Annotated in this window: 21 protein-coding genes and 1 tRNA gene; 8 read left to right on the forward strand and 14 right to left on the reverse strand. The window is 63.2% G+C overall.

Annotated features, from left to right (window positions below):
* Positions 1-104 precede the first annotated feature (104 nt).
* Positions 105-608: a TetR/AcrR family transcriptional regulator gene (locus tag ACFHWW_RS00940; protein WP_275599960.1), complete on the forward strand. Its 504-nt coding sequence runs from the start codon at positions 105-107 to the stop codon at positions 606-608.
* Here ACFHWW_RS00940 and ACFHWW_RS00945 read toward each other — a convergent pair.
* Genes ACFHWW_RS00945 through ACFHWW_RS00960 form a run of 4 tightly spaced genes read right to left on the reverse strand, consistent with a single transcriptional unit; the run spans position 605 to position 4358 of the window.
* Entirely contained in the window at positions 605-1810 is a 1206-nt protein-coding gene (locus tag ACFHWW_RS00945) for an MFS transporter (RefSeq protein WP_100669722.1), read from the reverse strand. The two genes, ACFHWW_RS00940 and ACFHWW_RS00945, sit on opposite strands and share 4 nt — an antisense overlap.
* Complete coding sequence (locus tag ACFHWW_RS00950; protein WP_379937048.1) at positions 1807-2910, reverse strand: flavin monoamine oxidase family protein; 1104 nt, start codon at positions 2908-2910, stop codon at positions 1807-1809. The genes ACFHWW_RS00945 and ACFHWW_RS00950 overlap by 4 nt, the downstream gene beginning before the upstream one ends.
* 1 nt (position 2911) lies before the next feature.
* Entirely contained in the window at positions 2912-3613 is a 702-nt protein-coding gene (locus tag ACFHWW_RS00955; protein WP_275596867.1) for a cupin domain-containing protein, read from the reverse strand.
* A gap of 1 nt (position 3614) precedes the next feature.
* Positions 3615-4358, reverse strand: a complete 744-nt coding sequence (locus ACFHWW_RS00960; RefSeq protein ID WP_379937236.1) for an SDR family oxidoreductase — start codon at positions 4356-4358, stop codon at positions 3615-3617.
* Between the two features lie 118 nt (positions 4359-4476).
* Here ACFHWW_RS00960 and ACFHWW_RS00965 point away from each other — a divergent pair, with 118 nt between their 5' ends.
* Positions 4477-5397 carry a LysR substrate-binding domain-containing protein gene (locus ACFHWW_RS00965; protein WP_379937049.1) on the forward strand — a complete coding sequence of 307 codons (921 nt, stop codon included), beginning with the start codon at positions 4477-4479 and terminating at the stop codon, positions 5395-5397.
* 172 nt (positions 5398-5569) lie between these two features.
* Here ACFHWW_RS00965 and ACFHWW_RS00970 read toward each other — a convergent pair.
* The 5 genes from ACFHWW_RS00970 to ACFHWW_RS00990 all read right to left on the reverse strand — a co-directional run bounded on the left by ACFHWW_RS00970 (position 5570) and on the right by ACFHWW_RS00990 (position 11754).
* Positions 5570-5646, reverse strand: a tRNA-Arg gene (locus ACFHWW_RS00970).
* Positions 5647-5765: 119 nt separating this feature from the next.
* Positions 5766-7247, reverse strand: a complete 1482-nt coding sequence (locus tag ACFHWW_RS00975) for a HAMP domain-containing sensor histidine kinase (protein WP_275596869.1) — start codon at positions 7245-7247, stop codon at positions 5766-5768.
* Between the two features lie 21 nt (positions 7248-7268).
* Positions 7269-8690, reverse strand: a complete 1422-nt coding sequence (locus ACFHWW_RS00980; protein ID WP_379937050.1) for a dihydrolipoyl dehydrogenase family protein — start codon at positions 8688-8690, stop codon at positions 7269-7271.
* A gap of 22 nt (positions 8691-8712) precedes the next feature.
* A complete protein-coding gene (locus ACFHWW_RS00985; RefSeq protein WP_100669728.1) occupies positions 8713-9513 on the reverse strand; it encodes a TVP38/TMEM64 family protein in 801 nt (266 codons plus the stop codon).
* Positions 9514-9756: 243 nt separating this feature from the next.
* The gene (locus ACFHWW_RS00990; protein ID WP_338277865.1) at positions 9757-11754 is read right to left on the reverse strand and encodes a methyl-accepting chemotaxis protein; all 1998 of its coding nucleotides are present in this window, start codon (positions 11752-11754) and stop codon (positions 9757-9759) included.
* A 307-nt stretch (positions 11755-12061) separates the two neighbouring features.
* On the opposite strand from ACFHWW_RS00990, the gene rpmH reads away from it, so the two are divergent.
* From rpmH to ACFHWW_RS01015, 5 genes are all read left to right on the forward strand, one after another.
* A complete protein-coding gene (gene rpmH / locus ACFHWW_RS00995; protein ID WP_003531576.1) occupies positions 12062-12196 on the forward strand; it encodes a 50S ribosomal protein L34 in 135 nt (44 codons plus the stop codon).
* A gap of 21 nt (positions 12197-12217) precedes the next feature.
* Complete coding sequence (rnpA, locus tag ACFHWW_RS01000; protein WP_018094046.1) at positions 12218-12616, forward strand: ribonuclease P protein component; 399 nt, start codon at positions 12218-12220, stop codon at positions 12614-12616.
* Positions 12616-14400, forward strand: coding sequence for a membrane protein insertase YidC (gene yidC, locus ACFHWW_RS01005; protein WP_379937051.1), 1785 nt, complete (start codon positions 12616-12618; stop codon positions 14398-14400). The genes rnpA and yidC overlap by 1 nt, the downstream gene beginning before the upstream one ends.
* Before the next feature lie 165 nt (positions 14401-14565).
* Positions 14566-15219 (forward strand): ribosome biogenesis GTP-binding protein YihA/YsxC, encoded by a 654-nt coding sequence (yihA, locus tag ACFHWW_RS01010; RefSeq protein ID WP_018094044.1) that lies wholly within the window; start codon positions 14566-14568, stop codon positions 15217-15219.
* 127 nt (positions 15220-15346) lie between these two features.
* The gene (locus tag ACFHWW_RS01015) at positions 15347-15886 is read left to right on the forward strand and encodes a DUF1269 domain-containing protein (RefSeq protein WP_100669731.1); all 540 of its coding nucleotides are present in this window, start codon (positions 15347-15349) and stop codon (positions 15884-15886) included.
* A gap of 53 nt (positions 15887-15939) precedes the next feature.
* On the opposite strand, the gene msrB is transcribed toward ACFHWW_RS01015, so the two are convergent.
* Complete coding sequence (gene msrB / locus ACFHWW_RS01020) at positions 15940-16434, reverse strand: peptide-methionine (R)-S-oxide reductase MsrB (protein ID WP_379937052.1); 495 nt, start codon at positions 16432-16434, stop codon at positions 15940-15942.
* 489 nt (positions 16435-16923) lie between these two features.
* On the reverse strand, positions 16924-17637 hold the full coding sequence (locus tag ACFHWW_RS01025; protein ID WP_275602590.1) for an anti-sigma factor domain-containing protein: 714 nt from the start codon (positions 17635-17637) through the stop codon (positions 16924-16926).
* Positions 17638-17926: 289 nt separating this feature from the next.
* Here ACFHWW_RS01025 and argB point away from each other — a divergent pair, with 289 nt between their 5' ends.
* Positions 17927-18814 (forward strand): acetylglutamate kinase, encoded by an 888-nt coding sequence (gene argB / locus ACFHWW_RS01030; RefSeq protein WP_018094040.1) that lies wholly within the window; start codon positions 17927-17929, stop codon positions 18812-18814.
* 104 nt (positions 18815-18918) lie between these two features.
* Here the strand turns inward: argB and ACFHWW_RS01035 are convergent, their stop codons facing one another.
* From ACFHWW_RS01035 to ACFHWW_RS01045, 3 genes are read right to left on the reverse strand one after another with little or no spacing between them, the layout of a single operon-like run.
* Positions 18919-19689, reverse strand: coding sequence for an isocitrate lyase/phosphoenolpyruvate mutase family protein (locus tag ACFHWW_RS01035; RefSeq protein WP_379937053.1), 771 nt, complete (start codon positions 19687-19689; stop codon positions 18919-18921).
* A 37-nt stretch (positions 19690-19726) separates the two neighbouring features.
* The gene (locus ACFHWW_RS01040; RefSeq protein WP_379937054.1) at positions 19727-20854 is read right to left on the reverse strand and encodes a bifunctional transcriptional activator/DNA repair enzyme AdaA; all 1128 of its coding nucleotides are present in this window, start codon (positions 20852-20854) and stop codon (positions 19727-19729) included.
* A gap of 58 nt (positions 20855-20912) precedes the next feature.
* Positions 20913-21827: a DMT family transporter gene (locus ACFHWW_RS01045; protein WP_338277843.1), complete on the reverse strand. Its 915-nt coding sequence runs from the start codon at positions 21825-21827 to the stop codon at positions 20913-20915.

Below are 21827 nucleotides of genomic sequence, written 5' to 3' on the forward strand. Positions count from 1 at the left end.
ATCTCCTTGTTGTCTATCTATCGATAGATAGAGGAGACCTACATAGAGATTGATTTCCTTCTGCGCAACCCCTATCTATCATTAGATAGACAAACGAGGTTGTGATGAGCGAAATGAGAGACGCGATCCTGGATGCAGCCGAGGAGCGTATTCGAGGCGCGGGTTATAGCGGCTTCAGTTTCCGGGAGATCGCGGCGGACGTCGGGGTCAAGAGCTCCAGCGTCCACTACCATTTTCCCACCAAGGAGAAGCTCGCCGCGGCGGTCGCCCGCCGCTACACGGATCGGTTTCTCGTGGGAGTAGACGAAAAAGTCCAAGCTGGCCGGGACATCGTCCAGGCGTGGCGTCAGGTTTTCCGCGACGCACTCGCACGCGACGGCAGGATGTGTCTTTGCGGAGCGATGGGGGCGACCTCCCACGATCTCGCCGACGAAGTCAGGAACGAAGTGAAGCGGTTCTTCAATCTCGGCATCCAACGACTTGTCGAGGGGGGTCTTCGGAAGGACGCCGCGATCCAGGTTCTCGCGACGCTCGAAGGCGCTATGCTCACCGCCAACATTCTGGATGATCCCGCCATATTCGAAAGCGGCACTGCCGCTCTCGCCTAGGCGCGAATCGGTCTCGCCGACCGCCAGACAAGCGGGACCAGCACAAGAGCCACCGCGGGAAGCACGACCCAGTTGATCGTCTCCCATCCCGAACTGTGGAGGAGGGAGCCGGCGGAGAAGGACGCGCAGGCAACCGTACCGAAGACCAGAAAGTCGTTCGCTCCCTGGACCTTGCTGCGCTCGGACGGTCTGTAGCAGTCGGCGACCATCGACGTCGCCCCGATGAACCCAAAATTCCAGCCCACGCCGAGCAGGATCAAGGCCATCCAGAAATGGGCGATATCGAACCCGGAAAGTGCGACGGCAGCCGAACATCCGATCAGGAGAAGGCCAACGGCGGCAACCTTCTCCTTGCCGAAGCGAACCATCAGCTTGCCGGTGAAGAAGCTTGGCCCGTACATGGCAAGGATATGCCACTGAATGCCCAGGGCCGCTTGGTCCACCGAGTGGCCGTGGCCGACCATGGCGATCGGCGATGCCGTCATGACGAAGGTCATCAAACCATAGGAGACGACGCCGGTCGCGATGGCGAGCAGATAGCGCGGGGTTGTTAGAATGCTGAGGAGCGGGCGTCCACCGTCGGTTTCCATGTCTGAAACTTTCACCTTCGACGGCTGATGCAACATCAGGAGGACGGGAATGGCGAGAGCCGCCAGTGCCGCCTGGCTGATGAAGCTGCCCGCGAAGGGAGTGCCAGGGAATGCGTCTCGAGTCCAGATGACAAGTTGCGGTCCGATGATCGCCGCCGCCAGTCCGCCGACAAGAACGCGGGAAATGGCCTTCTGGCTCTCGGCACCCGTCGCGTTGTCCGCCGCGGCGAAGCGATAGCTCTGGACATACGAGGAATAGAAGCCAGCAAGAGCAGTTCCGAGGCAGAAGATGATAAAGCTGCTCAATGCTATACCGAGAGCCGCGATCAGCCCTGAGATAAGGCCAATTCCCGCACCTGTCAGATAGCCTGAACGGCGGCCGAAGCGCCTCATGACGTAAGCGGCCGGAAGGGTTCCGAGCGCCAATCCAAGATTCAGCAGACTGACGGGCAGCGTGATCAGGTCCGGATCGGGAGAAAGGTGCTGCCCGACCAAGCCGCCGAGCGAGATGACGATCGGAGCGTTTGCACCGCCAAGCGATTGGGCAACCGTCAAAACCCATGCATTGCGTCGTGCGGTCGTCTCGACCGCACTGGCCTCTACTGCGCTCATCTGGCACCTTGTTTCGATAGATACTGGGAGACAGCGCGCTGGGCAGCCGTGACCGCCCCGGAGAGATAACCGGGTTCGGTGGGGCTGGTTTCGCTCCCGGCGAGGCTCAGCCGTCCATCCCAACCCCCCGTCACCCACGCGTCGTCGCGAACGACGGGATGCCCGGCGGCGACAAGATCGGTCGAGGTGGCCGTCAGGGGATCGACGGCCCAATCCTTCAATAAAGTGGCGACAGGACTGCGGGCTGCGGGACCGAACAGCCGCTCGAGCTGGACCAGGCACGCAATCTTCAAAGTTTCCTCGCTGACTGCTGCGCGCTGTTCCGCGCCTACCCCGATGAATCCGAAGAGAGCAGCCCTTCCGGAAGCCGTCGTGGCGTCGTGGATCTCGGCCATCGGACCCGCTATGCTCTGCGCCGTCCCGGAAAGGCCTGCGGCTCTCCAGAACGGCCGGTCGTAGATTGCGAAGAACTTGGCGTGCGGCGCCATCCAGGTCGGCGTGTCGCGCCACCGTCCGGCGGTCGCGCCCTCCTGCGCCGGGCTGAACGTGATTGTAGCCTCGATGAGCCTCGGCGGCAGCGCTGCGATGACATGGCCGGCGTCGATGATATCTTGCTCGCCGCTGGCGTTCTCGACCGTCAGCCGGACACCCGCTGACATGAGCGTCATCCCCTTCACCTTCGTGCGGAGAAGGATGCTGTCAGGCGAAAGCTCGCGGGCGAGTGCCCGCACCGCCGCTGCCGTCCCGCCTGCGAGCCGCATCGATGGTGGCTCCTGCATCATAGCCGGGAAGCGTTGGGGCCTCTGGCTCGGAGATCGTTCGAAGACCACTTCGCCCTCGCTGTGCTGGACGAATGATTGAAGATCGAATTCAGCGACCAGGTCTGCCATCGCGGGCTGCATCTGCGGCCAGTACCAGGAAGGACCTAAGTCAAATCCGTCTTCCGATGAATTGCCGGAGGCATCAGCGGAGAAGACACGACCGCCGATACGCTCGCGTGCCTCGATGACCAAGGCGTCGACTCCCGAAGCCTTGAGCGCCCAGGCCGCATACAGTCCCGCGAGGCCCGCGCCGACGACGGCGACTTCGTATGATCTCATGTTACCTGTCCTTCGTCGTTCCGGCGTCTTCGAACCTCACGACGTCTTCATGGAGGAGCGGGCCAGATTTCATCCAGACGCGGGCGCCATCGTTTCCGACCTTGGCCCGAACCGCTTGTCCGGCAGGTAGGCGCAGCCATGACCAGTGGTCGAGAACGTCGCCTTCGACGGTAAAACCTCCGCCGAGAACAAGGAGTTCGAGACCATGCGGGTTGGCAACCTCCACAGCAGCGCCGGGCTGCCACTCCTCCATCATCACCTGCTCGTCTTTCCCATCGAAGAGGATGCGGGAGGACGACACGCCGGGCCGAAGCTGCGCTTCCTCGCCTTCGCCCGGACGGCAGACGACCCTTTCCCGATCGTCGGCCCTGAACTGCCAGAGCTTGACCAGGATGACACAACCCTCGTCGCTGCCCGGAGCATGACCCGTGCCTGGAGGATTGCGCACATAGGTGCCGACCGGGAAGTCTCCGCTCTCGTCCTGGAAGACGCCATCCAGGACGAGAAACTCTTCTCCGCCCGTGTGTTCGTGGCGCGCGAACCGGCTGCCGGACGCGTAACGAACGATCGATGTCGCTCTCGCCTTCTCCTCGCCGATCCTGAACAGCATGCGGCGGTCCACGCCCTTGGCTGGGCTTGGCACCCAATCGATCCGGTCGGCGTGTATGAGCACGGGCTTGGTGAGGTCTTCGTTGATCAGCATGTCAAAGCTCCGACCTGCCGCCGTCGACGACGATCTCCGCGCCGAGCATGTAGCTCGATGCGTCGCTGGCAAGGAAAAGGACAGCGGCCGCGATCTCCTCAGGTCTGCCCATGCGCCCGATCGGCACCTGGCCGCCGACGCGTTCGGCGTACGCGCGGAACTCCTCTTCCGTCTGGTTTCTGCCGCGGTGGATCGGCGTTTCGATCGAGCCTGGGCTGACGGCGTTCACCCTGACCCTGCGGTCCAGAAGTTCAGCCGACATCGTCCTCGCGAACGAGCGGGCAGCGGCCTTGGAGGCGGACAATATTGCGCGGCCAGGAGTTCCCACCTGGTTGAGCCATGACGTGTTGAGAATGATCGAGCCGCCCTCGCGCATCAGCGTCAGCACCGACTGCACGGTGAAGAAGACGCCTTTCACATTCGTATCCATGATCGTGGCGTAGGTATGCTCGTCCACGGTGGCGAGCGGCGTCCCGATAGCCACGCCCGCGTTCGCGAACAGGATGTCCAGCGTCGAGAATTCCTCCGCAAGAATGGTCTTCATCCGATGGAGATCGGCGAGCGACGACACGTCCGCCTGAATGGCGAGAATATCGTTGCCCAGTTCCGCTTTTGCAGCCTGAAGCTTTTCCGCCGATCTGCCCGTGATCGCGACCCGTGCCCCATTCTCCCGGAGCATCTTCGCTGCCGCGAGACCAATCCCGCTCGATCCGCCTGTCACTAGTGCCGTCTTGCCTTGAAGTATCATGCGTGAACCTCCGTCTAAGGATCTACGAATGTCCTCTCGCAATTGCATTGACGAGGAAAACAAACGATATCGGAAACAAAGAAAATCTTTCTCGTAGGTGGAGAACGGATCACACATGAGGAATCTCACGAGGCTCAAATCACTGCAGGCTCTCGAAGCTTCGGCAAGACACGGAAGCTTCGTCGGGGCCTCCACGGAACTCGACGTGACCCCGCCCGCCGTAGGGCAGCTCGTTCGCTCCCTGGAAGACTGGGTCGGCTATCCGCTCTTCCGGCGAACGCGGTCCGGGGCCGAACGCCTGATGCCCGTGGACGAGGCAAAGGAAGCTCTCGAGGACATCTCGCAGGGATTAGACCTTCTGGAAACAGGTCTGCGGAAGTTGCGCGGGCGCAAGGCGCGCACGGTCGTCGTCGTGACGGCATCCCAGGCGCTCGTCGCGAACTGGCTGCTCGGGCGGCTCGACGACTTCACCACGAAACACCCGAACATCGATGTACGTCTCGACGTCTCCGATCGCGTGATCGACCTCGCTCAAGGAGATGCCGATATCGGCATCCGATGTGGCCTAGGCAACTGGAAAGGTGTGAAGTCGACCTTCCTCATGGGTGAGGAGATCATCGCGGTATGCCATCAGCGTCTTTTACCGATCGACAGGGATGTGACTGCTGGCTGGATCGTGGGACAGACCCTGGTACATGACGGGACGTCGCATCCCGGGGGAGATTTCCCGTCATGGGCGGACTGGCTGGCGCGCGCAGGAGCGAACCAGCCTCCCGACGATGGCGGTCTGAAGATCAACTCGACCGCGGCCGTCATCAATGCGGCTGTCGCCGCCAGAGGCGTGGCGCTGGTAAGAAAGGCGCTCGTGGCGCAAGAGCTGGAAAGCGGCCGCCTGGTTCATCTGATGCCTCAGGTGAGATGGCCGGTGAAATGGGCGTACTATGCCGTGGCGGCACCGAAAGCTCTTCGCCGGTACGAGGTCACCGCCTTCCACGATTGGTTATGTGATCAAGCGCCATCGAGCTCGCTCGAATAGAGTGGCACGCATCCTAAGTCCGCTCCGCTTTGGCGCAAAAGTTGCCGCCAACAGCCAAACTTGTGTCAGGGCGATCCATGGGCTGCAGGGTTGGAAAGGGAAGCTTCCCGTCCCATAGGCAACATAGTGGCCAAAAAGGCAAAATATCGTGGCGTTCGACAATTGGAAAGAATGGCGCACCCGAAGAGATTCGAACTCCTGACCCCCAGATTCGTAGTCTGGTGCTCTATCCAGCTGAGCTACGGGTGCGTGCCTGGAAGCGGTGACCACCGCTTGCGTGGCGATCCTCTAAAGCGTCCTTTCGGCGATTGCAAGCGCCTTCGGGAAAAAATTTCATTTTTACGACGATGCCGTGAGGGGACGGAATCTCAGGAACGTCCCTTGGCGCGGAAGGCATCGAGCCGCACCGGGCGGTCCGGCAGTTCTATGCGAAACAGCGTGCCGGGAGTGGGCTTTTCGACGAGTGCGATCGTTCCGCCATGGGCAAGCACCAGTTCGCGGGCGATTGCCAGACCCAGGCCCGTTCCGCCGGAGCGCGCCGAGCCGCGGAAGGCGGCGAAGAGATTTTCGCGTGCCTTGGCAGGCATGCCGGGGCCCGTGTCGTCGATCGAAATCGTCACCACGCTGCCGGTACGCAACGCCGAAACCGAGATCCGCCGCTCGGAGCCATCCTCCGGCTTGTAATTGGCCAGCGCCTCGACCGCGTTGCGACAGATATTGTGGACGATGCGGAACAGCTGCTCGCTGTCCGCGTCGACCTCGATGTCGTCGCGGATCTGTATCTCGAACTCGATACCGTCCTGGCGATCGACGGCGAGCAGTTCGGCTACGTCCTCGACCAGCGGCCGCAGCGCCAGGAAACGGCGATGCGGCTCGGCCTCCGTCGTGCGGCCGTAGGAGAGCACTTCGCGCGTATAGCCGACAGCGCGGTCGATGGTCCGAAGCAATGTCGGCGCGAAGCGCTTGACCACGGGATCGTCCACGTCGGCCAGGCGATCGGAAATGAGTTGCGCGGAGGACAGGATGTTGCGCATGTCGTGGTTGATCTTGGAAACGGCGAGGCCGAGCTCCGCAAGGCTCTTCTGCTGCTTCAGGGTTCTCTGCAATTCGCGCTGCATGCTCGCCAGGTGCTGACCGGCGACCGCCAGTTCGTCCTTGCCTTTCGGCGGCACCAGCACGCGCTCGGGGCTCGACGGCTCGTCCGAAAACTCCTGCATGCTCTTGGTCAGCCGCCTGATCGGGAGAATCAGCATGCGATTGATGGCCAGGAAGATCAGCGCCGCGGTGATCAGCGAGATGACGATCGACAGGAGGAAGACGTTGCGCGAATAGACGAGCATGGCCGTGCGCAGCTTGGCGTCCTTCATCACCAGCTCGATCGTCGCCTCGCCTTCGCCCAGCGGGCCATAGACGCGCACCACCCGGTTGCCGCCGAAGATGAGCGTGTCGAAGGCGTCCCGGATCGCGCCCAGAGCCGTGAAGTTGGCTATGTCGTATTCGCCGTCGATCGCGGGGGGCATGTCGACGCTGGCGATCATCCGGGAGGCGTCCTTGCGGCGGATGACGATGGCCTTGGTCCCGGTCGCCATCAGGGTCTCGCGCTGCACGGCGCGGGGCAGCTCGACATTCTGAAGCCCGTCGACCACGACGGCGGCCGCCGCCACGGTGTTCAGGCGGTCCTGAAGCCAGCGAATGCGCATATTGGCGACGGAAGGCACGAAGATCAGTACCTCGGCCAGCATCACGAAGGCGACCGTCAGCAGCAGCAATTTGCCGGAAAGCCCGCCAAGAAAGCCGACCGCCGCTCGAGGTGCCGCACTCGCATTGGCCGGACGCGCGTCTTCTACCATAAGCCCAAAAGATTCCCTGGATCAGCCGAAATTCCGCAGAAACCGGATCGCGGTCCGCAGAAGGCGATTTCGCGCCATGGGGGAATAATAGGAGATAGCTGCCTGTTTTCCAATCTCCGAGAGAGTCGGATAGGGTGCGACATAAGTCTGGAAATGCCTGAGGGTCAGGCGGTTGGCGACGGCGAAGGCCCAGAGACCGATCATCTCCCCCGCTCCAGGGCCTGCTATGGCGGCGCCGAGAACCCGCCCGCGCCTGCCGACGACGATCTTTATCAACCCTCGATCCAATCCGTCGGTGCGGGCGCGATCATTCGCGGAAAAGTTCAGGCGAACGGTTCTGCCCCCCGGGGCGGTCTTCCGCGCGCGCTCCTCCGTCAAACCCACCTGCGCCAGTTCGGGCGCGGTGAAGATCACCTGCGGAACGATGGCCGCCCTCTCGCGTCCCGGCAGGCGGAAAAGGATCTGCTGCAGCACCAGCCGGGCGTGATAGCTCGCCTGATGCGTGAAGAGGCCGCCCGCCGCATCTCCGACCGCATAGACGCGGCGGTTGCTCGTCCGCAGGTCCGCCCCGACCTCTATGTGCTTCGGCCCGTGGCGGATGCCGGCCGCATCGAGATCGAGCGGTCCGTGATCGGAGGCACGACCGGCAGCCACCAGCAGGTCGCTCCCTTCGATCTCGAAAGGGCCGCTCTCGTTCTCGCAGAAAAGCCGGACGCCCGTCTCCGTTTGCTCCGCCGAGCGGATCTCCGTGCGCTCGTGCAGGAGCATGCCTTCCGCACGCAGCCCGTCGAGCACGATCGCCGCCAGCTCGGGATCCTGGCCGGATAGAGCCGCGGCCCTGTCCACGACCGTGACATCGGCACCCAATCGGCGGTGAGCCGCGGCCATCTCCAGGCCGACCGCGCCCGCGCCGATGACGACGAGATGTCGCGGCAGGCGTTTCAGGCCGAAGAGCGTTTCGTTGGTGAGAAACGGCGTCTCCGCAAGTCCGGGGATCGGGGGAACGGCGGGGGAGGAGCCGGCGGCGATCACAAAGCGGCGGGCGCGGATCAGCTGGTCGCCGGCAGCGACGGTGCGGTCGTCTACGAAGCGGGCCGTTTCCTTGATCACCTCGACGCCGAGGCTGGTGAAGCGCTCTACGGAATCATGCGGCGCGATGCCTTCGATGACGGACTGTATGCGCGCCGTCAGCCGCTCGTGGTCGACGACTGGTCCCGCCGCGGCAATGCCGAATTCCGCAGCCTTGCGGATCGCTTCCGCATGCTTGGCTGCTGCGATCAGGGCCTTTGACGGCACGCAGCCGTAATTCAGGCAATCGCCGCCCATCCGGCCGTGCTCGACCAGAACGACGGGCACGCCGAAAGCGGCCGCCCCGGCGGCCACGGAGAGCCCGGCGGCACCGCCGCCGATCACGCAGATGTCGGGTGTCAGTATATTCGCCACGCGGCTAGGCCCTCCGCCTCCGTCATGCACCTTTGCGGCGCGACTGTATTAGCCTGAATGCCAGAGGCAATGCAGCAATCGATGCGAGGGCGACGAGGGCCAGCGAAATATCTCTGGTGGCGAAATCGGCAAGGACGAGTTCACGGCCGCTTGCAGCAGCAAAAGCGATCACGTCGCCGAGGCCGCGGCCGAGCCAGGTATAGGCGAGAGTGCCCGGCACGATGCCGATCACCGTCGCGAGCGCATAGGTGCGCAGCTTCACCTCGAAGAAGGCAGGCGCGATATTGATCAGGAAGAAAGGAAAGATCGGCGCGAGGCGCAGGATCAGGAGATAAAGGAAGGCGTTGTCCCGGAATCCATCGGCAAGGCGCTCCAGGACGCCGCCGGCACGGCGCCTCAGGATGTCGCTGAAGGCGCCGCGCGCGGCGATGAATAGCAGGCAAGCCCCGAGTGTGGCGGCAAGAACCGTAATGGCTGCGCCGGCAAGGCAGCCGAAAAGGAAGCCCGCGGAGATCGTGAGCACCGATGCCGCCGGAATGGAGAAGACCACCACCGCGACATAAATCGCGAAGAAGACGAGAACCGAACTGACCGGATGGGCGGCGACATGGGCGGCGAGCGTCTCGCGCTGGTCGGCGAGCGCAGACAGCGAAACATAGTCCTGCAGGCCGTAGGCATAGCTCAGGACGCCGCCCGCAAGCAGAAGCGAAATCGGCAGGAAGCGCCAGGGAGAGCGATGCGGAACAGGCTGAAGGTCTCGTCGGCTCGACGAGGGTTCGAGAGCCGGTCCTTCTTCCGCCCCGTTGCTGATACCATGGCTCATGCGATTTGCCTTCGGTGAGATTCTGCCCCTGAATTAGAAGGAATTCACCCCCGGAACCAATAACGAATCGTCGCGTCGACAAACGACGGCGTGACCGGGTCGCCGCGGCAAGTCACGCCGGCGTGAAAGTGCCTGCGGCCCCTTCCGGAGGGCAGGCTCATCTCGGAAATGCCGCTCGCGGCGACCGACAGGTCACCGCGAACGAAGCTGGTCACTGGGCGACTGCAGTGCTGCAGCAGGCCCTCAGAACTCTTCCCAATCGTCGCGAGCGACCGCAGCGGAGCCGTTGCCGAATGCGCGCGCGACCGTGCCCATCATGCGGCGGGCGGGCGAGGCCACCGGGCGGCTCGCTTCCCTTGCCGGCGCGACCGTACGCACCGCCTCGCGCTCGACCTTGAAGTAGGCGATGAGGTTGGCGAGATTGTCGGCCTCGGCGGACAGCTTATGCGTGGCGGCGTTCGCCTCCTCCACCATGGCGGCGTTGCGCTGGGTGACCTGATCCATCTGGTTGACGGCGGTGCTGACCTCGCCGAGACCCGTGGCCTGCTCGCGTGCGGCCGTCGCGATCGAATGGATGTGATCGTTGATCTTGAGGACGCGCGTCTCGATCTGACCGAGTGCGGCTCCCGTCGCCTGGACGAGCTTGACGCCGGTGGCCACTTCGCCGCCCGATTTAGAAATCAGCGACTTGATATCCTTGGCGGCGCTGGCTGCACGCTGGGCGAGTTCGCGGACCTCCTGGGCAACGACCGCGAAACCCTTGCCGGCATCCCCCGCGCGCGCCGCCTCGACGCCGGCATTGAGGGCCAGCAGGTTCGTCTGGAAGGCGATCTCGTCGATGACGTTGGTAATCTGGCCGATCTCGCTCGAAGCCTGTTCGATGCGGCCCATGGCATCGATGGCGTTGCGGACGACCGACGCCGACTCCGCTGCGCTGTCCTTCGCCTCCGTGACCATGACGGTCGCTTCCTGGGCCCGCTCCGTAGAATTGCGAACCGCGGCGGTTATCTCGTCGAGCGCCGCCGAAGTTTCCTCCAGCGCGGCGGCCTGCTGTTCAGTCCGCTTGGACAGGTCGTCGGCGGCACTGCGCAATTCCGTAGAGTTCCCGTTGATCGAGTCCGTCGTCATGCGGACCTCGCGCAGGGTCTTCTGCAGGGTCTGCAAGGTATCGTTGACGTTCGTCTGCAACTCGGCGAAGGCGCCCTGGAACTGGCCCTTCATGCTTTGCGTGAGGTCGCCCGTCGCCAGGCTCGCAATGACCCTCCGGGTCTCGGCGATGCCCGTATCGACGCTGTTGACCAGTTCGTTGACGCTCGCCGCAAAACGGTTGAGGTCGTCGTTGTCGTAGTCCTTGCCGATGCGCCTGGTGAAGTCCCCTGCCGCAGCCGCCGCGACGACCGTGGCGATGCTCGACTGCAGGTCCGCGCTCTTTTCGCGCAGGACCTCTTCCTGGGCGTTGAGCTCTCGCACGGCGAGGCTGTTCTGCTTGAAGACTTCGACCGCCGCCGCCATGTCGCCGATCTCGTCCTTGCGCCCGGCGAAGGGCACATCAACCGAGAGATCGCCGCCGGCAAGCAGCTTCATCTTGCCCGTCAGATCGAGAATCGGGCGGCTGAGGTGATTGGTCGCAATATAGAAGGCGGCGCCGATCCCGGCCAGCATGCCGAGCGCTGCCGTTGCAAGGACGATCAGCACGATCGAGCGCTTGTAGTCGGCAAGATCCGCGGTGATCGTGTGAAGCGAGGCAAGGTTCTCGTCGACGACCACGTCGATTTCCGCCTGGAACGCCTTGCGGTTGGCCCGGTTCGCCTCGTTGTTGCCCTGCTCGTTGGCCGCTTGCGGCGCGACCTGCGTGCCGAGGCGAGCCGTCTCGCTTCGGAACGTCTTGAATTCCTCCGCGCGCTGGACGAGGGTATCGAAGGCGGGCAGGACGTCGGCGGGCACCAGCGGCCGCCACTCGGTGAGCAGCGCGTCGATCTTGTCGAGGTTCTTGAGAATTCCCTCGGCAAAAGGCTTTGCCTTCTCGACCGTCGGCGCCGCATAAATGCCCCGCGCCTCCATCACCACCGCCGTTACCAGGCGATTGAGCCTCTCGCCCTTGAAGGCCCGGTCGGATGCGTTCTGGTATTCACCGAGCCGTTGGTTGTACTCGCTCACGATCAGCAACGACATGCCGGTGATCGCTATCGCCAGCAGACTCATGATGCCGACGATGAGGTTTATCTTTCCACGAATTTTCATGTCCTGTCCCTGTCCCCAGCCGCATACTCGCCTAAAACGGGAAAGTAACTCACGGCTTACACGCTACTGAGTAAATGCTAAAATGCGTGTGGTTAACAAAGCACCCATCGGGCCCACTCATTTTAGGGTGTCATGCGGCTAATCATGAGCACGCCGCCGGCGTCTGGGAATTGACTCTATCGGGTTTTTGTCCCTATAAGCCGCGCACGTCCGGTGGAGCCGCCCGTTGGCGGAGCCATGTCCGGCGCGTAAACGCTCTTGCATCATGCAAACCCAAGAAGGACCGCACACCGCGGTATTAAAATAAATGAAGCGTACCTACCAACCGTCCAAGCTTGTTCGCAAGCGCCGTCACGGCTTCCGTGCACGTATGTCCACCAAGGGTGGGCGCAAGGTCCTCACAGCCCGCCGGGCTCGTGGCCGCAAGCGTCTTTCGGCGTAAGCCGAATCTGCCCGAAACCTTATGTCCGGGCAAATGACGACAGATAAAGACAAGACGGCTGTCGGGCGGCTGAAAAGCCGTCCGCAGTTTTTGGCGGTCCGGGCTGGAGAAAGCCGCAGAGGCCCGCTATTTCTCCTCGAAGTTCTCGACCGGAACGATCCGGAGGGAGAAGCCCGCGTCGGCTTCACCGTTACCAAGAAACACGGCAATGCCGTCGAGCGAAACCGAATGCGCCGACGCCTCAAGGAAGCCGTGCGGCTTTCGGCCGGGTTTGCAATGAAACCCGGACACGACTATGTGATTGTCGCCCGGCGCGATCTCCTGAATGCCCCTTTCGACGCATTGACTCGGGCGCTTCGGGATCGCATCGAAAACAAGCCGAAACAGAAGCGGCCACCGGCCGGTTCCAGGAAATCATGATGGAAAACAACCGCAATTATTTCGTGGCGATCGCCCTTTCCGTGCTGATCCTCATCGCCTGGCAGTTCTTCTATGTCAGCCCGAAGATGGAAAAGGACCGCATTGCCGCGGAACAGGCGCAGCAGGCGCAACAGACCCAGCAACAGCCAGGCGCTCAGCCCGCTGCACCTGGACAGGCGCTGCCCGGCGGTGCGATCCCGAGCGCAGGCGAAAGCCGCGATCAGGCAATCGGCAAATCGGCCCGCGTGGCGATCGACACGCCGGCGCTTTCCGGCTCCATCAACCTGACCGGCGCACGCTTCGACGACCTGAAACTCAAGGGCTACCACGAAACAGTCGACCCGAAGAGCCCGGTCATCACGCTCTTCAGCCCGGCGGAGACCGCCGACGGCTATTTCACGGAAATCGGCTATATCGGATCGGACGCGACCGGATCGGTTCCGGGGCCGCAGACCACATGGACGCTTTCGGGCGGCGACAAGCTCACCCCCTCGACGCCGGTGACGCTGAGCTATACGAACGACAAGGGCATCACCTTTTCCCGGACCATCTCGGTCGACGACCGCTACATGTTCCAGGTGGTCGACAGCATCAAGAACGAGACCGCCGCGCCGGTTTCCCTGTCTTCCTACGGCCGCGTCACGCGCTTCAACAAGCCGACGACTCCGAGCATCTACGTGCTCCACGAGGGCTTCGTCGGCGTTGCGGGAGAGCATGGCCTCCAGGAAGTTGGCTATTCCAAGGTCGAAGACGACGAGCCCGTCGAACCGGGTAAGTCGACCGGCGGATGGCTGGGCATCACCGATAAATACTGGGCCGCGACGATCGTGCCGCCGCAGGCGACGCCCTTCGACATCCGGTTCTCGCATTTCGCCGACGGGCGCCCGCGTTACCAGAGCGACTACAAGAGCGATGCGGTGACGGTTGCCCCCGGCCAGTCCGTGGAGCTGAAGAACCTCGTCTTCGCCGGTGCCAAGGAAGTCCCGGTCGTCGACAATTACGAAGTGGCGTATTCGATCCCCAACTTCGACAAGCTGATCGACTGGGGCTGGTTCTACTTCATCACCAAGCCGATGTTCAAAATGATGGATTTCTTCTTCCGTCTCTTCGGCAATTTCGGCATCGCGATCCTGATCACCACGATCGTCGTCAAGCTCATCTTCTTCCCGCTCGCCAACAAGCAATACGCCTCGATGGCGAACATGAAGAAGGTTCAGCCGAAGATGGAGGAGCTGAAGAAGAAATTCGGCGACGACAGGATGGGGCTGCAGCAGGCGATGATGCAGCTCTACAAGGAAGAGAAGATCAACCCGCTGGCGGGCTGCTGGCCGATCCTCATCCAGATCCCGGTGTTCTTCGCGCTGTACAAGGTGATCTACGTCACCATCGAGATGCGGCATGCGCCGTTCTTCGGCTGGATCCAGGATCTCTCCGCGCCCGATCCGACGACGATCGTCAATCTCTTCGGCCTCCTGCCCTTCGATGCTCCGTCCTTCCTGCATCTCGGCGTCTGGCCGATCATCATGGGCATCACCATGTTCCTGCAGATGCGCATGAACCCGACGCCGCCGGACCCGACCCAGGCGATGCTCTTCACATGGATGCCGGTGGTATTCACCTTCATGCTGGCATCGTTCCCGGCCGGTCTCGTGATCTACTGGGCCTGGAACAACACGCTGTCGATCCTGCAGCAGGGCATCATCATGAAGCGTCAGGGCGTCAAGGTCGAACTCTTCGACAATCTGAAGTCGCTCTTCTCGAAGAAACCGAAACCGGCGGAATAGAGCACTTCCAGGAAGCGCAGTGAAAGAGTTGGAAGCCCCGGTGCGACGCGTTCCGGGGCTTTTCTTTTCGATTTCCCGAGCGCCACCGGCGCCGCCCCGGCGCTCTCAAGCTTGACAAGCCTCTGCAAAAGCCTGATGCCGAGGCCAAAGAGGAAACGCCAGAACATGTCCGGGACGAACAAGCAGAATGCCGCAAGCGTCTTCGGCCGGCCGTGGATCTTCATCCGCGGCGTGCCGTCGATGAAGTTCCTGCCGCCGGAGGGACCGACGGAGATCGCCTTTGCCGGCCGCTCCAATGTCGGCAAGTCGTCGCTGATCAACGCACTCGTGGGCCATAAGGGCCTTGCGCGCACATCGAACACGCCCGGCCGCACCCAGGAACTCAACTATTTCGTGCCGGACGGCTATTCCGGCGAGGCCGACGACCTGCCGCCGATGGCGCTCGTCGACATGCCGGGCTACGGCTACGCGCAGGCTCCCAAGGAACAGGTCGACGCCTGGACGAAGCTGGTGTTCGACTATCTGCGCGGACGCTCGACGCTGAAGCGCGTCTACGTGCTGATCGACGCGCGCCACGGCATCAAGAAAAATGACGAGGACGTGCTGGCACTCCTCGACAAGGCTGCGGTTTCCTATCAGATCGTGCTGACCAAGACGGACAAGATCAAGGCGGCCGGCGTGCCGCGCCTCGTCGGGGAAACCCTCGAAAAGATCAAGAAGCGGCCGGCGGCCTTTCCGGAAGTGCTGTCGACATCGTCGGAAAAGGGCGAAGGCATCGAGGACCTCCGCGCGGCGATCGAGCTTGCCGTGACGCGCTGACGCGCGAAACGGCGCCGCTGAAGGGCGATCCCCTCGTCTTCGACCTCCGTCACTACCCTGACATGAAAAGCGCTCTATCTCTGCTTCGCGGCGGCAGATTGTCTGCCCGAAGGATCAGGAGAGAGACATGTCCGATTTGATTGTCGTGGGATTCGATTCGACGGATGAGGCCGACAAGGTCCTCTTGAAGCTCAACAGCCTGAGGAAGGAGTATCTGATCGATCTGGAAGATGCGGTCGTCGTCGTTCGCGACGCCGACGGCAAGGTGCATCTGAAGCAGAGCATGAACCTGACCACCGTCGGAGCCACGTCCGGCCTCCTTTCCGGCTCCCTCTGGGGCGGGCTCGTCGGGCTACTCTTCCTCAATCCGCTCGCGGGTTTCGCCCTCGGCGGCGCTATCGGCGCCGGTGCCGGTGCGCTTTCCGGCTCGCTTGTCGATTACGGGATCGACGACGACTTCATCAAGTCGCTCGGCAACACCATCCCGAACAATTCCTCGGCGCTCTTCGTTCTGGTGCGCAAGGTGCAGCCGGAAAAGGTGCTGGCCGAATTCTCCGGCCTGCGCGGCCGCGTGCTGAAGACATCGCTCTCGCCGGAGCAGGAACAGAAGCTTCAGGCAGCCCTTTCCGAGGCGCAGACGCCGTCGCCGCAGGCGGGTACATTCTGATCGGTTGCTGCACAGCGATCTTCTCGCCGGAGCCGGCGGGAAGATCCCCACGCTCAGGCAGTTTCCGGTACGAATGACAGGGCGAGACCGTTGATGCAGTGCCGCTTGCCGGTCGGCGGCGGACCGTCGTCGAAGATGTGGCCGAGATGACCGCCGCAGCGGCGGCAGTGGCATTCGGTCCTCGTCATGAACAGGGTATCGTCCTCGCGTGTGCCGATCGCGCCGGGTAGCGCCTGCCAGAAGCTCGGCCAGCCGGTACCGCTGTCATATTTCGCCTCGGAGGAATAGACGGGCAAGGCGCATCCCGCGCATTGAAAGAGGCCGTTTCGCTTTTCATCGTCGAGCGGGCTGCTGAACGGCGGCTCCGTGCCCTCCTCCCGCAAAATGCGATAGCGGTTCTCGCCGAGCAGCGCCCGCCACTCCGCGTCGGTCCTGGTGATTTCGAAGGTGTCGCCGGCGACGGCGCGCATGGGCCATAACAGACCGCGCAAGGTGACCACCGCGGCCAGGGCCGCGCCCGCCATCAGCAAGTCGCGCCGGCTGATCATCGGAACCTCCATCGGGCGATGCAACTGGCATTGGCCGAATCTGGAGCGAAAGGCGGAAGTGCTTCTTCCTCCCGCAGCCGGTTCGGCCTGATATCGTAATTTACCGCATCGGCCCAAAAATCGGTATCGATTTCCGGAAAGCACGATGCGTCGATACGACAAATTGGATTAAGGCTTGTTGAGATTCGGGATACCCACCACGGCCGGTTGGGCTCGTCACAGGATGAAAGCAGCGCCGCGTCTGCGGCGCGGAAGAGCCTTTCCAGCCCAAGGACTTGGTCTGGCTGGATTCCTGTGACAAGCACAGGAATGAGGAAGAGGAGAGATTGCAGTCCTCCGAAAGGTTCCCACAGCGCCGCTGTGCCGACAAACCGACCAGAGTTGCAGCAGCCGTCATGAACTCAAACTTTGTGCGTCCACTCGGGCGCACGGCGCTCAAAGCGGTCGCGGCATTCCTGCCGTGACTGCGTGGCCCGCGTGGAACGAGACTTAGAAAGCGCGCGCGGTGCCTTGCGCGATGACCGCACCGGTGGGCGAGCCGGTCGCCGAGCCGCCCAGGGGCTCGACACTGACGGAGAGCCTGGAGCCGCTGGCAATCCGGCTTCGCATTCCCGGCTCGAGCACGATTTCCCCCTCGCCGGACGGCGGCAGCACGCCGAGCGAGACCGGCGGATCGTCACCTTTGATCAGCCAGAGTTCGAGCGATTTCTCCTCCATCTGTCCGGCGGCGGCCGGCGACAGTCTGAGGCGCCCCGTAGCCGGTTCGAAGTGCGTGACGAGGTTGATGGCGCTGCCTTGCGCTTCGAGGCTCGCAACGAGTTGCGTACCGCCCCGGCGATCGCTGAAAAGTCCGGCCACCGCGCCTGCCATTACGACGACAGCCGAAAGCGATACCAGCGCGACGCTGCGCCAAAGGGGAAGCGAGCCCCAGATACCGCGGGGGTCGTCTGCGCCCCGGCCCGCTTCGAAGACCGCGTGCTCGGAGGAGCGAAACCTGCGGCGCGGCGCGACCGATTCATAGGCGTCGCCGAAGGCCGCAAGATTGTTCTGCCAGCGGATGACCATGGCGGCGAAGTTTCGGTCCGTTGCCATGCGCGCCTCGGCCTTGCGACGGTCCTCGGCAGACAGCGCGCCGAGCACGTACTCTCCCGCGATCACCTCGTCGCGGCGGGAATCTCCGCTTTCGGGCTTCTGCGTCGTCATGGCTTCCTGCACTCTCTCAGCTTTAGAGGGCCGGCACGATTCCCTTCGATCTCTTCCAGGCAGGCGTCGATGCGCCTATTCTCGGGACTGCGGCGGTCCTTTCCGGATCAAAGCAGGATCAGTCAAATCGCCAGCGCCGTCAATCGGCTTCTCGGCCATGCCGCGCACGCGGCGAGCACTTCGGCTCAGCCAGGCGACCGCCGTCACAATGGCTTTATGTTGCGCCCGGATCATTCCATCCGTCAGAGAGTTGCGCTAAACAGCAGCCGGTATTTTTCGAGGATCCGCCATGTCCGCATCAGAAAGTGAAATTCAGGCCCGCCTGCTCGCCCAGGCCCTGCCCTACATGCAGCGCTACGAGAACAAGACGATCGTCGTCAAATACGGGGGCCACGCCATGGGCAATGCCGACCTCGGACGCGCCTTTGCCAGCGATATCGCGCTTCTGAAGCAGTCCGGCGTCAATCCGATCGTCGTTCACGGCGGCGGCCCTCAGATCGGCGCCATGCTCAACCGGATGGGCATCGAGTCCAAATTCGAGGGCGGGCTCCGCGTCACAGACGAAAAGACCGTCGAAATCGTCGAAATGGTGCTTGCCGGGTCGATCAACAAAGAGATCGTCGCGCTCATAAACCAGACGGGCGAATGGGCGATCGGCCTTTGCGGCAAGGACGGCAACATGGTGTTTGCGGAAAAGGCGAAGAAGACCTTCCGCGATCCGGATTCCAACATCGAGCGCGTGCTCGACCTCGGCTTCGTTGGCGATGTCGTCGAAGTCGACCGCACCCTTCTCGATCTGCTCGCCCGCTCCGAGATGATACCGGTGATCGCGCCTGTGGCGCCGGGACGGGACGGCCACACCTACAACATCAACGCGGACACCTTTGCCGGCGCCATCGCCGGCGCGCTCAATGCGACGCGCCTTCTCTTCCTGACCGACGTTCCGGGCGTTCTCAACAAGAAGGGCGAACTCATCAAGCAGCTCTCGGTCGCCGAGGCGCGGGCGCTGATCGCCGACGGCACCATCTCGGGCGGCATGATCCCGAAGGTGGAGACCTGCATCGAGGCGATCAAGGCCGGCGTCCAGGGCGTCGTCATCCTCAACGGCAAAACGGCACATTCGGTGCTGCTCGAAATCTTCACCGAGCACGGCGCAGGCACGCTGATCGTGCCGTGAGGCGCGCCTTGTTTGCGTGATCTGCCCCTTACCCTAACCTTCTCCCCGTCTTGACGCGTCATGACGGGGAAAGGGTCACGGCAGCGGGATGAGGGACCAATCTCTTACCTTGCCCCGTAAACATTCTCCGCCTCGCCGCGCAGCCGGGCGATCATCTCCCGGTATGGGAACGGCCCATAGCTCACCCGCCCGACGCCGGCGGCCGCAAGCGTGGCAATGTCCGGCGCCCCCGGCATCATCATCACGTTGACCGGCAAAGGTGATGCCGCACAGAGCCTGGCGATGAGGTCCCGATCGGCGAGACCCGGTGCGAAGAAGCCGCTCGCGCCCGCATCCGCATAGGCCTCGGCGCGGGCGATCGCATCCTCCATCAGGGCCGCGTGGCGCGCCGCATCGCTTTCCTGCAGGAAGAGGTCGGTGCGGGCGTTGACGAACAGTGCGATGCCCTGTCGCTCCGCCATCTCGCGGATCGCGCGGATGCGAGCCGCCTGCTTGTCGATCGGATGGACGCCGCCCCTGCCAACCATCTGGTCCTCGAAATTGATGCCGATCCCGCCCGCATCGATCACTTGCGCGACATTGGCCGCGGCCTGGGCCGGGTCCTCCGAATAGGCGCCCTCGAAGTCCACCGAGAGCGGCAGGTCCGTTGCCGCGACGATCTCGCGCACGGTCTCGAGCAGCAGAGGCAGCGGCAGCTTCTGCCCGTCTCCGTATCCATGCGCCGCCGCGACCGACCAGCTCCCGGTGGCGAGCGCCTTGGCGCCGGCCTCGGCCACGCACCGGGCGCTGCCTGCATCCCAGATGTTGTACAGAACCACCGGATCGCCTTTCCGGTGCAGTGCCCCGAAGGCAAGCGCTCTTTCTTCCTGGCTCATCGTATCTTCTCCCAGTCCGTCAGGTTGATCGTATCCGTTACATCGTTGGAGCGGCGGCCCGCGCAGGCATCTCCCGGTCCCACTCTCCGAAAAGCCCTACAGGACGCATTCTGCCCTCGTGGCGAAGCAGCCATTGCTTGCGCCGGAGCCCGCCCCCATAGCCCGTCAGCGATCCGTCAGCGCCGATGCAACGGTGGCAGGGCACGACGATTGCGAGGCAGTTGGAGCCGTTGGCCCTGGCCACGGCACGCACCGCCTGCGGGGTGGCGACCTTCCGCGCGATGTCGCTGTAGGAGCGTGTCTCGCCCACGGGTATCGCAACGAGTTCTGCCCATACCTGACGCTCGAAGGCACTGCCGTCGAGGGCGAGCGGTGTTCGAAAATCGGCTGAGCGCCCGGCAAAATAGTCGTTGAGCTCGCGCTCCACCTGATCGATGGGCGGCGTTCTGCCGGGCACCACCGCAGAGTGCGTCTTTCGCTTGAGACTCTCCATTTCGGCCGGGAGGGCCTTGCGATCATGGAACTCGATGAGGTGAAGATGCGTCTGGTCGGCAACCGCCACCATGGGGCCTAGTGGCGTCTCTATCCAGTCGGCAAAGAGCAGCACGCGCCCCTGCGATTTCGCGGGAGCCTGACCGATCAGCCGCCCGAAGGCGGTGCGAAAACCGCTCGGCGACTCATAGCCTGCGTCGATCTGCGCCTCGATGACACTGGCGCCGCCGGAGAGCTGGCGTGCGGCCTCGCCCATTCGCCGCTGGCGGGCGAGATCGAGAAAGGTGACGCCGAGGGATCGCTTGAAGGCGCGCCGCACTGTCGACGGATCGAAGCCGCGCCGCACGAGATCGCCCTCCGTCCAGCGATGCTCCGGCCGGCGGTCGAGCAGCTCGACAAGCTCCTTGACGAGCGGATCTTTCCCGGATGCATCTTCCAGCGGGCGGCAACGTTGGCACGGCCGGAAGCCGGAATTGATGCAGGCGGAAATGCTGTCGAAGAACAAAGTGTTCTCCCGCTTCGGCTTGCGGGCGGGACATGAGAGCCGGCAGAAGATGCCGGTGCTCTTGACGCAAACGAAGGCCTGGCCCTCATAATCGGAACTGCGGGCCAGCAGCGCATCGTAAAGGATATCGTCGTTCGGCAGATCGAAAAGCATATTGCTTTGTAGCATCAGCCACACGCGCCGTCCGCCGAAATTCGGGCATCTATTCGTGCTGCTTGCCGAGCCCTCACAAGACGAGCAGCATGACCACGCCGAGCACGATGAGCAGGCAGCCGACCAGTTCGAGCCGGTTGATCCACTCCCGGAAGATGAAGAAGGAAGAGGCGAAGGTGAACAGCATCTCCACCTGAGCGACCACCTTGACGATCGCCGCCTGCTGCAGCGTCATCGCCGCGAACCAGCCGAAGGAGGCCGAGGCGCCGACGAAGCCCACGACGAAAGCGGGCTTCCAGGCGGCGCCTATGCGTTTCAGTTCGTCGCGTTCACGCGCGACGATCCACAAAAGCATGACGATCGTCTGAAGCAGGATGACGAAGCCGAGCGTGAAGCTCGCCTGGATCACATAGTCCGGCTGAGGCAGACTCGGCTCCAGCGCCAGCGAGGCCGAGCGGTAGGACACCGCCGAGAGACCGAAGAAGGTACCGGAAAGCAGCCCCATGCCCGCCGTGCGGCTGAAGACCGATGCAAGCAGCGAGCGCGCGCTGAGCGTCGTTCGGGCGACGGAGATCAGCATGACGCCCACCACCGAAATGGCGATCGCGACCAACGCTCCCTGGCTCGCCTTTTCGCCGAGGAAGATCAGCCCGAAGAGCGCCGCCTGTGCGGGCTCGGTGCGGGAATAGGCCGTGCCGACCGCGAAGTTGCGGAAGGAGAAGAGATGGACGAGCAGGAAGGTCGCGGCGATCTGCGCCATTCCGCCGACCACCGCCCAGAGATAGAAAGTGCCGTTCGGCACCGGCAGCTGATGCCCGCCGGCGCGCCAAAGCAGGACGAGGTAGAGGAGCGCGAAAGGCAGTCCGAAGCCGAAGCGCACGAAGGTCGCGCCGGTGGTGCCCATGACGCCCTTCAGGTGCTTCTGCATGGCGGAGCGGACATTCTGAAGGAAGGCCGCGGCGACAGTGATGAGAACCCAGGTTTCCAT

The sequence above is a fragment of the Sinorhizobium sp. P24N7 genome (assembly GCF_042436655.1).
Lineage (GTDB): Bacteria > Pseudomonadota > Alphaproteobacteria > Rhizobiales > Rhizobiaceae > Sinorhizobium > Sinorhizobium meliloti_A.

Bases quoted from the DNA above. Each gene is read 5' to 3' on its own strand.
- ACFHWW_RS00940 (WP_275599960.1), top strand. From the start codon at position 105: ATGAGCGAAATGAGAGACGCGATCCTGGATGCAGCCGAGGAGCGTATT.
- ACFHWW_RS00945 (WP_100669722.1), bottom strand. From the start codon at position 1,810: ATGAGCGCAGTAGAGGCCAGTGCGGTCGAGACGACCGCACGACGCAAT.
- ACFHWW_RS00950 (WP_379937048.1), bottom strand. From the start codon at position 2,910: ATGAGATCATACGAAGTCGCCGTCGTCGGCGCGGGCCTCGCGGGACTG.
- ACFHWW_RS00955 (WP_275596867.1), bottom strand. From the start codon at position 3,613: ATGCTGATCAACGAAGACCTCACCAAGCCCGTGCTCATACACGCCGAC.
- ACFHWW_RS00965 (WP_379937049.1), top strand. From the start codon at position 4,477: ATGAGGAATCTCACGAGGCTCAAATCACTGCAGGCTCTCGAAGCTTCG.
- ACFHWW_RS00975 (WP_275596869.1), bottom strand. From the start codon at position 7,247: ATGGTAGAAGACGCGCGTCCGGCCAATGCGAGTGCGGCACCTCGAGCG.
- ACFHWW_RS00985 (WP_100669728.1), bottom strand. From the start codon at position 9,513: ATGAGCCATGGTATCAGCAACGGGGCGGAAGAAGGACCGGCTCTCGAA.
- ACFHWW_RS00990 (WP_338277865.1), bottom strand. From the start codon at position 11,754: ATGAAAATTCGTGGAAAGATAAACCTCATCGTCGGCATCATGAGTCTG.
- rpmH (WP_003531576.1), top strand. From the start codon at position 12,062: ATGAAGCGTACCTACCAACCGTCCAAGCTTGTTCGCAAGCGCCGTCAC.
- rnpA (WP_018094046.1), top strand. From the start codon at position 12,218: ATGTCCGGGCAAATGACGACAGATAAAGACAAGACGGCTGTCGGGCGG.
- yidC (WP_379937051.1), top strand. From the start codon at position 12,616: ATGGAAAACAACCGCAATTATTTCGTGGCGATCGCCCTTTCCGTGCTG.
- yihA (WP_018094044.1), top strand. From the start codon at position 14,566: ATGTCCGGGACGAACAAGCAGAATGCCGCAAGCGTCTTCGGCCGGCCG.
- ACFHWW_RS01015 (WP_100669731.1), top strand. From the start codon at position 15,347: ATGTCCGATTTGATTGTCGTGGGATTCGATTCGACGGATGAGGCCGAC.
- msrB (WP_379937052.1), bottom strand. From the start codon at position 16,434: ATGATCAGCCGGCGCGACTTGCTGATGGCGGGCGCGGCCCTGGCCGCG.
- ACFHWW_RS01025 (WP_275602590.1), bottom strand. From the start codon at position 17,637: ATGACGACGCAGAAGCCCGAAAGCGGAGATTCCCGCCGCGACGAGGTG.
- argB (WP_018094040.1), top strand. From the start codon at position 17,927: ATGTCCGCATCAGAAAGTGAAATTCAGGCCCGCCTGCTCGCCCAGGCC.
- ACFHWW_RS01035 (WP_379937053.1), bottom strand. From the start codon at position 19,689: ATGAGCCAGGAAGAAAGAGCGCTTGCCTTCGGGGCACTGCACCGGAAA.
- ACFHWW_RS01040 (WP_379937054.1), bottom strand. From the start codon at position 20,854: ATGCTACAAAGCAATATGCTTTTCGATCTGCCGAACGACGATATCCTT.
- ACFHWW_RS01045 (WP_338277843.1), bottom strand. From the start codon at position 21,827: ATGGAAACCTGGGTTCTCATCACTGTCGCCGCGGCCTTCCTTCAGAAT.